Origin of the sequence: Waltera intestinalis (assembly GCF_009695995.1) — a bacterium.
Classification (GTDB): Bacteria; Bacillota; Clostridia; order Lachnospirales; family Lachnospiraceae; genus Acetatifactor; species Acetatifactor intestinalis.
In genome coordinates this window covers 89,977-97,303 of the sequence record NZ_VUMU01000010.1, presented here as the reverse complement: position 1 = coordinate 97,303, position 7,327 = coordinate 89,977, and the positions used below count along the sequence as shown (strand labels likewise).

9 protein-coding genes and 2 pseudogenes are annotated in these 7,327 nt (G+C 41.0%); 9 read left to right on the top strand and 2 right to left on the bottom strand.

Annotated elements, in window-relative coordinates:
• From FYJ59_RS13940 to FYJ59_RS09310, 9 genes and pseudogenes are all read left to right on the top strand, one after another.
• Nucleotides 1-211 (top strand): hypothetical protein (locus FYJ59_RS13940; protein ID WP_205839512.1); only part of this gene is annotated, 211 nt, incomplete at its 5' end.
• 171 nt (nt 212-382) lie between these two features.
• Nucleotides 383-541 carry an SHOCT domain-containing protein gene (locus FYJ59_RS14125; protein ID WP_456300784.1) on the top strand — a complete coding sequence of 53 codons (159 nt, stop codon included), beginning with the start codon at nt 383-385 and terminating at the stop codon, nt 539-541.
• A gap of 64 nt (nt 542-605) precedes the next feature.
• The gene (locus FYJ59_RS09345) at nt 606-2,402 is read left to right on the top strand and encodes a recombinase family protein (protein ID WP_154496596.1); all 1,797 of its coding nucleotides are present in this window, start codon (nt 606-608) and stop codon (nt 2,400-2,402) included.
• Nucleotides 2,403-2,518: 116 nt separating this feature from the next.
• Nucleotides 2,519-2,710, top strand: a complete 192-nt coding sequence (locus FYJ59_RS14120) for an RNA methyltransferase (RefSeq protein WP_328597223.1) — start codon at nt 2,519-2,521, stop codon at nt 2,708-2,710.
• Nucleotides 2,711-2,930: 220 nt separating this feature from the next.
• Nucleotides 2,931-3,236: pseudogene (locus FYJ59_RS09335) on the top strand (helix-turn-helix transcriptional regulator); the annotation flags it as partial.
• Between the two features lie 5 nt (nt 3,237-3,241).
• Nucleotides 3,242-3,607 carry a helix-turn-helix domain-containing protein gene (locus FYJ59_RS09330; RefSeq protein WP_117658848.1) on the top strand — a complete coding sequence of 122 codons (366 nt, stop codon included), beginning with the start codon at nt 3,242-3,244 and terminating at the stop codon, nt 3,605-3,607.
• 9 nt (nt 3,608-3,616) lie between these two features.
• Nucleotides 3,617-4,468, top strand: a complete 852-nt coding sequence (locus FYJ59_RS09325; protein WP_328597225.1) for a KilA-N domain-containing protein — start codon at nt 3,617-3,619, stop codon at nt 4,466-4,468.
• A gap of 1 nt (nt 4,469) precedes the next feature.
• A pseudogene (locus FYJ59_RS14445) lies at nt 4,470-4,613 on the top strand (recombinase family protein); the annotation flags it as partial.
• 193 nt (nt 4,614-4,806) lie between these two features.
• The gene (locus tag FYJ59_RS09310; protein ID WP_154496595.1) at nt 4,807-5,007 is read left to right on the top strand and encodes a hypothetical protein; all 201 of its coding nucleotides are present in this window, start codon (nt 4,807-4,809) and stop codon (nt 5,005-5,007) included.
• 257 nt (nt 5,008-5,264) lie between these two features.
• On the opposite strand, the gene FYJ59_RS09300 is transcribed toward FYJ59_RS09310, so the two are convergent.
• Both FYJ59_RS09300 and FYJ59_RS09295 read right to left on the bottom strand, forming a co-directional pair.
• On the bottom strand, nt 5,265-5,786 hold the full coding sequence (locus FYJ59_RS09300; RefSeq protein WP_154496594.1) for a hypothetical protein: 522 nt from the start codon (nt 5,784-5,786) through the stop codon (nt 5,265-5,267).
• A gap of 79 nt (nt 5,787-5,865) precedes the next feature.
• Nucleotides 5,866-7,245, bottom strand: a complete 1,380-nt coding sequence (locus FYJ59_RS09295) for a bifunctional folylpolyglutamate synthase/dihydrofolate synthase (protein ID WP_154496593.1) — start codon at nt 7,243-7,245, stop codon at nt 5,866-5,868.
• Between the last annotated feature and the right edge of the window lie 82 nt (nt 7,246-7,327).

Genomic DNA, 7,327 nt, shown 5'->3' with positions numbered 1-7,327 from the left:
ATGTACCTTGACAATTTCATATACAAATGCGTACAGGACGTGTGGAATATGTGGAGCCACTATGCGGACACGCCAAGAGATACCTGCTTTCTTTTATAGAGAAGGTTCATACGAAGGAATACTGAAACTTGGTATTGAAGTTAAGGTAAGTAGCGAGAGATGTCTGGCAAAATGTGCAGCAGTTGCACGGGGCAAAGATACATATTTTTGATAATGATACTTCCGGAGAAATCCGGTCAATTTGGATGACGGTGCGATACCGATGTGGGCAGAGTAATGACCTGCCACCTGTATGGATTTTTTTGTTATCTGTTGATGAGAGATAGGAGCATGGGTTCCTGTTTGTCATGGGCAGATAAAGTGCTGCCTATAGAATTTGGAGGTGGATATTATAGAAAAGAAAAAGTTGCTGAGATACAGTATGCAATTGTCTATGTTAAGACAACTGTTGAGTATGAAGCTAATCAATGATTTTGAATATGAAAAAATAAAGAAACGATTGATGAGAGATTATGGAGTAGTATCCAATATTACAACTTGACGTACTGTGTGTATTGGAATATAATAATTATGCACACTATGGTGGGAACACAAAAGGAGAAAATATGGAAGTAGAAGTTATTAAAGCCAATAATCCATTTGACGAATCTTCCAAAGTAAGGAAGGTTGACCGCCTGAGAGTAGCTGCATATTGTCGTGTAAGCACAGATGATGAGGATCAGATAAAAAGTTATAATTCAATGGTTAAATACTACACTGATTTTATTCAAAATAATAAGCAATGGGTATTTGCAGGCGTGTATGCCGATAAAGCTATTACAGGAACAAAGGTGGATAAAAGAGAAGATTTTCAACGGTTGATACAAGACTGTATGGATGGTAAGATTGATATGGTCATTGCAAAAAGTCTTCCACGTTTCGCCAGAAATACATTGGACACATTAAAATATGTCAGAATGTTAAAGGAAAGAGGCATAGCAGTTTATTTTGAGGTGGAAAAGATAAACACCATGAAAGATGGCGAATTCCTTATGACTATATTAAGCTCTGTTGCACAGCAGGAAGTTGAGAATACTTCGGCTTATGTGAAAAAGGGCTTGAAGATGAAAATGAAACGTGGGGAGTTAGTCGGATTTCAAGGTTGTCTCGGTTATGATTATGATGTTGAAACAAAATCTCTTTCAATCAATGAAGAGGGTGCTGAAGTAGTAAGATATATCTTTGATAGGTATGTTGCTGGTGCAGGAAGTACCATGATTGCGAGAGAATTGAACGAGCAGGGAATAACAACCATAAAGGGAAATGATTGGACATCATCGAGTGTAATGGGAATTATCAACAATGAGAAATACAAAGGCGATATTTTGCTGGGAAAGACATTTACGGTCGATCCTATTTCAAAGAGAAGATTAGAAAATCTCGGAGAAGAAGATAGATTTTATATTAAAGATCACCATGAGCCGATTGTTTCAGAAGAAACATTTGCAAGAGCTCAGGAGATTAGAGAGCGTAGAAATGGTGGCAGAAAATCAGCAACACCGGGGAAAAGAGAAAAGTTTAGTAGACAATATGCCTTTAGCTGTATGTTGGAATGCGGATTCTGTGGTGCGAGCTTATCACGACGAAGCTGGCATAGTAGCTCAAAATATCAGAAAACGATATGGCAATGTGTAAAGTCTACAAAGCATGGCAAACGATATTGTCCGGATAGTAAGGGAATACCGGAACAGGTAATTGAGGAAGCCTTTATAGAGTCTTACAAAATGTTATGTGCTGATAATAAGGATGTATTAGAAGAGTTTATTACCAGAGTAGAGAAGACTTTGAGTGAAGATTCTGTTAGAGATAAATTGTCGAAGTTTCAAAAAAGTGCAGATAATCTTCAATCAAAGAGGAAAAGGCTTCTGGAGAAATATTTAGAAGGAATCGTTTCCCAAGATATTTATGAGGAAACAGATGTAGGCTATGAAAGAAAGCTATCTGACATCAAAGCAAATATAGCGATGTTAGAACAGCAAATGGAAGATGAGGTATCTCTAAAAAGACGAGTAGCAGATTTTAAGAAAGCACTATCACAAAAAGAAGTGCTGCAGGAGTTTGATAGAGGTATTTTTGAAAGTATTATAGAAAAAGTCATAGTCGGTGGCTATGATGAAGATGGAAACAAAGATCCCTATAAAATAACTTTCATATATAAAACAGGATTTAAGAATGAAATTGGAAACGCAAAGGAACGTTTCGACAAGTCTAAGAGCGTAGGGGACAAAGCTAAAGAATTGTGTTCCCATATCGTAGACGAGGTAAAAGATGTGTGTTCCTATGTTAGTGACAACACATGTGGAGACAGTATGTTTATTGTCCAAACTCCACGAAGCGAAGCATCATGTGAATGTGAGACTTGACATGGACGAGATGGATTTAACGGCGGCTGAGAGGCGCTAAAGGTCCAGGGGACCTTTGCCCAGCGCGGACCGAAGCGGAGCGTAGACAGGCTACTTATGAGGAGATAAAGAAGTATGTGGCAGAGCATAATGATGGGATGAAGGTATCTAATCTGTATATTGCACAGATAAAGCAGAAGCATGGAATTATAGAAAGAGAGAACTATAATAAGCCAAAATCTGAGAAGGGCGGACAGCCGGAATGCCCAAAAGAAATAGCGATTGAAGAGGCGTTGAAGTATTTTCAGATGATTCCAAGTGAATCATAGGCTAACTTGGCTTATCGGATGGAGAAAATTCAACTAATGTTATTGAGCCTTCGGACATTGGGAATAAAATCTGATGTTCGTAGGCTTTTTGTTCATGACAATAGAATGTTTGCGGAGCGTGCATTCTATTGTATACAGAAAAATTTTTCGCAGATATAATAAACATGACATATAGCTGTCGTGTTGAATCAGGTATAATATGTATGGAGTGTAAGAAACGATGAAAATAGATAGACTTATCGGTATATTGTCAATCTTACTGCAGGAAGAAAAGACAACGGCTCCTGAACTGGCAGAAAGATTTGAGGTATCTCGAAGGACAATAAATCGGGATATTGAAGACCTTTGTAAAGCAGGTATTCCTATAAAAACTGCACAGGGCACCGGTGGTGGTATCAGTATTATGGATGGATATCGTATGGACAGGACGATTTTGAGTTCCAAAGATATGCAGATGATTCTTGCGGGTTTGCGGAGTCTTGACAGTGTGAGCGGAAGCAGGTACTACAGTCAGCTGATGGAGGAAAAATCATGATTATCAGTGAAAGAATTTTTTGTGTGATGGAGCAGAAGAACATAACGCAGTTGGAACTTTCAAGAAGGACTGGGATTGCAACAAGTAACATCAGTGACTGGAAGAAGAAAAAGACGAATCCCAAAGCGGACTGTCTGTTGTCTATATGTGATGCATTGGAGATTACTCCCGAACAGCTTTTGACTGGAAAAGGAATTGATCCGGAATATAAAGATGCAGATATGGATTATGAAGTTACCAGGTCGGATATTAAGATTTTAAAGCAGATTCACAGCCTTGGAGATGCGCAGTATAAAAGATTGATGGCATATATGAAAGCCTTGCAGAAGTTGGAACAGATGGAGAACATGGTGGAGGAATAGAGATGGCAAATAAATATAGTTAGGGAAATTATTCACGCAAAAGGAATTGATATTGGGATTTACACGAAAGATTTTGAAAATGAATATATTTCGTTGACAGATATTGCAAAATATAGAAATGATAATGATCCCAGATTTGTCATTCAGAACTGGATGCGAAACAGAAATACAGTTGAGTTTTTGGCTGTTTGGGAAGAACTTCATAATCCAGATTTTAACCGTGTGCAATTCGAGGCGGTTAGAAGTGAGGCAGGATTAAACAGGTTTGTTATGACGTCAACCAAATGGATTGAACAGACCAATGCTATTGGAATAGTGTCAAAAGCAGGCAGATATGGTGGAGGAACTTATGCACATAGCGATATTGCAATGGCATTTGCTACATGGATTTCTCCGGAATTTCAACTGTATATTATGAAAGATTACCGCAGGTTAAAACAAGATGAAAATAGTCGATTTTCATTGGACTGGAACTTGAACAGGGCTTTATCAAAGGTGAACTACCGTATTCACACGGATGCGGTGAAGGAAAATTTGATTCCACCAGAGCTAACACCAGAACAGATTGCTTATACATATGCCAGTGAAGCAGATCTTTTAAATGTTGCGTTATTTGGTCAGACTGCAAAGCAATGGAAAAATAATAATCCGGGTAAAAAGGGGAATGTGCGTGATGATGCAAATTTTAATCAGTTGTTGGTGTTGGCAAATATGGAAAGTTATAATGCTATTTTAATTGAGCAGGGGAAACCTCAATCAGAAAGACTTATATTGCTTAGAAATTTGGCAATCAGGCAGATGGATACATTAGCCAGTATCAATCTGTCGGCAGTTTCGGCACTTCCTGGAGGTGATATGTAAATTGAAGAAAGAGAAAATTAAAGTATATTTATACACCCGTGTCTCGACAACCATGCAGATAGATGGCTATTCTCTGGATGCACAGAAGACAAAAATGAAAGCGTTCTGCGACTATAATGAATATGAAATTGCCGGTGAGTATGAGAGAGAAAAGATTCATCTATTATCAGGAATTTTGAAATGTCTTTTCTGCGGTGCGGGAATGTATGGCAACAAGTCTATTAAGAAACGCAAGGATGGAAGTATGCAGAACTAGAGAAAGAATGTGCAGATATGCAGGCTGGTCATACTAGATCAGCAAAATCTGTTTTTGCTGATATCCGCAAGGATTACAATTTATGATTTATGATATCGTGATTTCAGATCAGGCCGAGATAGACGGAGATACCGCCAAACTACAAACAGCCATTAAAAGTGTAAACGGTCAGATTAAAAGCACACAGCAGCAGTTGAAGGACGTGGACAAGTTATTAAAACTTGATCCAGAAAATACAGAGTTGCTTGAAAAGCAGATTTCAGATGTTGCAGAAAGTATGTAGTTTCTCTTGATGAACTTGATATGAGCCGAAATGGTATTAAGTACCGAAATATCTGCGATTTTCTCTTAGCCGAGGAATGGAACTAAACATTTTTATCTATCAAATTCATCTATAGTTTGATAAACTATATACGGAGCTTTTTCAGTTTTTTATTAGGCATTTTGGTGATTGTAATACGGCATCCCAGAAATAACCTGATCCCTTCGAGGATGGTCATATTCCCTGGATGACATTATGCGTAGTCCGGGTAATGAGGTCTATGCACTCAGATCCAGATTCCGTCCAATCACTGCGGCAGCATCGGCGGATTTTTTGTTCTGCTGATAAGGATTGCTCTCGTCATTGTAGCTGATCTTAGTCGTGGTGGTACCGCCGGCGGTGTAGACAGTGCCGCATTCGGGACATACCGCGGTCCGCAGGGATACTGTGGCGGAGAGAACTTTACCGTTGTTCTGTGCAGCTTTGTTGTAGGCATTGGTTACATGCTCCTGCTCATGGGCGCGCACCCTGGAAGCGGAAGCCTGCGGAGATATATGGGATGCAGATTTGAAAGAGACCATCTCATCGGAACCGTCCTGATATTTGCGGTTCTTGCAGGTCTCACATTCCGCGGGAGAAGATTTCCTGCCGGGCTTTTCCACATCGGATTTCCCGGGATTTACTACCATACCTTTCTCTTCGGGCCGTGCGGAAGATACCGCACCGGTAGAATAACCGTATCCGTAATTGCCGGTCAGACTATAATTAGTATAATTACCGATTCCGTAAATACCTGTCATGGGACTTCTCCTTTCTGCGTAATGTTTTGCTACTCTTCTATTTGCCCTCATTGTAGCACCTGTATCCGGTGAGGGCAAGTTAAGATCGCCGAAAAATCCGCTCAACTTCGGAAATTACCGAAGTCGTTCCCAAGATTACGATGGGATCCGGACAAGAATCAGCCAGAGTCAGTGCCTGTTGCACGGAATCTGTCCATATCGTGCCAATACCCTCTTCTGCCAATGACTCCTGCTGTTTTTGGGAAAAATGATAATGCGGATTCCCGGATTTGGTGAGAATGATTCGGTTCGCAACTTCCCTCATGGACCGGATCACCCCTGCGTAATCTTTATCCTCCGGAATTCCCACAATTACCGTACAATTCGAAATCCCCAGATGACGCAGAACTTCTTTTACATTTTCACAGCTGGCGGAATGGATGCACGCATCCAGCAGGATAAAAGGGTACGAACTTAGAATCTCCATCCGCCCCGGATGATGGATCGCAGACAGTTGGCGGCGAATTTGATTGCACATTGTATCTGAAAATATATCCGGAGCATTGGATTCCCGGCAAAGATCTGCCATGACATCCACGCACAAAGCCAGAGCCAGTGCGCAGTTTTTCGCCTGATGTTCTCCCAATAACGGAATCTGTAAATCAGGATAAATGTTATCTCCGATCACCACATCAAATAGCATACCGGAACAGGTATAGCGGATATTTTCTGCCTGAAAATCCCGACCGTATATTTTATAGGGAACCTGCATAGCCTCGGCACGGCGAACCAGAACCTCCAGTACTTCCGGCTCCTGCTCCGCAAAATAAACACACTTCTGCTCACCGGTGATAACGTGGGATTTATCTTCTGCAATGGCAGTCAGCGTATCTCCCAGCTCTCTTGTATGCTCTAAGAAAATCCGATTGATCACGGCATAATCGTGACGAATGTTGTTCACATCATCATATTTTGCCCCTTTGCCGCATTCAAATACATTGAAATCTGTATGTTTTTCCGAAAAATAAGTCAGTGCCAGGTCCGCCTGAATGCCCATGGGGCTGATACATACCGAATCCGGCAGATCGGAGGCAATGTCCAGAATCTCCGGCTGGATCTCTGCCATCAGACGGCAAAAGTCGGTTTCACTGATCATGGTATCATTGACGCGGAAGCGCTCTCTGAAATCCGTAATATGAGGACTGGTCATCAGTCCTACGGTAAAATTTGTCTGCAGGATCCGGGAGATCATATTGGCAACGGAGCCCTTTCCTTTGCTTCCGGTGACGACGACACAGGGAGCAATCGATTTCTGCCGGAGCAGAGATCTCGTCAGCTCAGGATGTCTTTTTCCGGCATCCTGAGCGGCATAGTCCTGATGTGTGGCAGCCCGCAGATAGGAAGCATAGACGAATTCTTCCGCCTCTTTCTGCGTAGTGAATTTATGAAATTCCAGTGGTGTTCCGGAAACATTATTCATAAAAATAAGCATACCTTTCCGTAACCTGCAATTTTATTGATACGATAGTATCGTATATTTTCGTACACTGTGCAGGTACAAA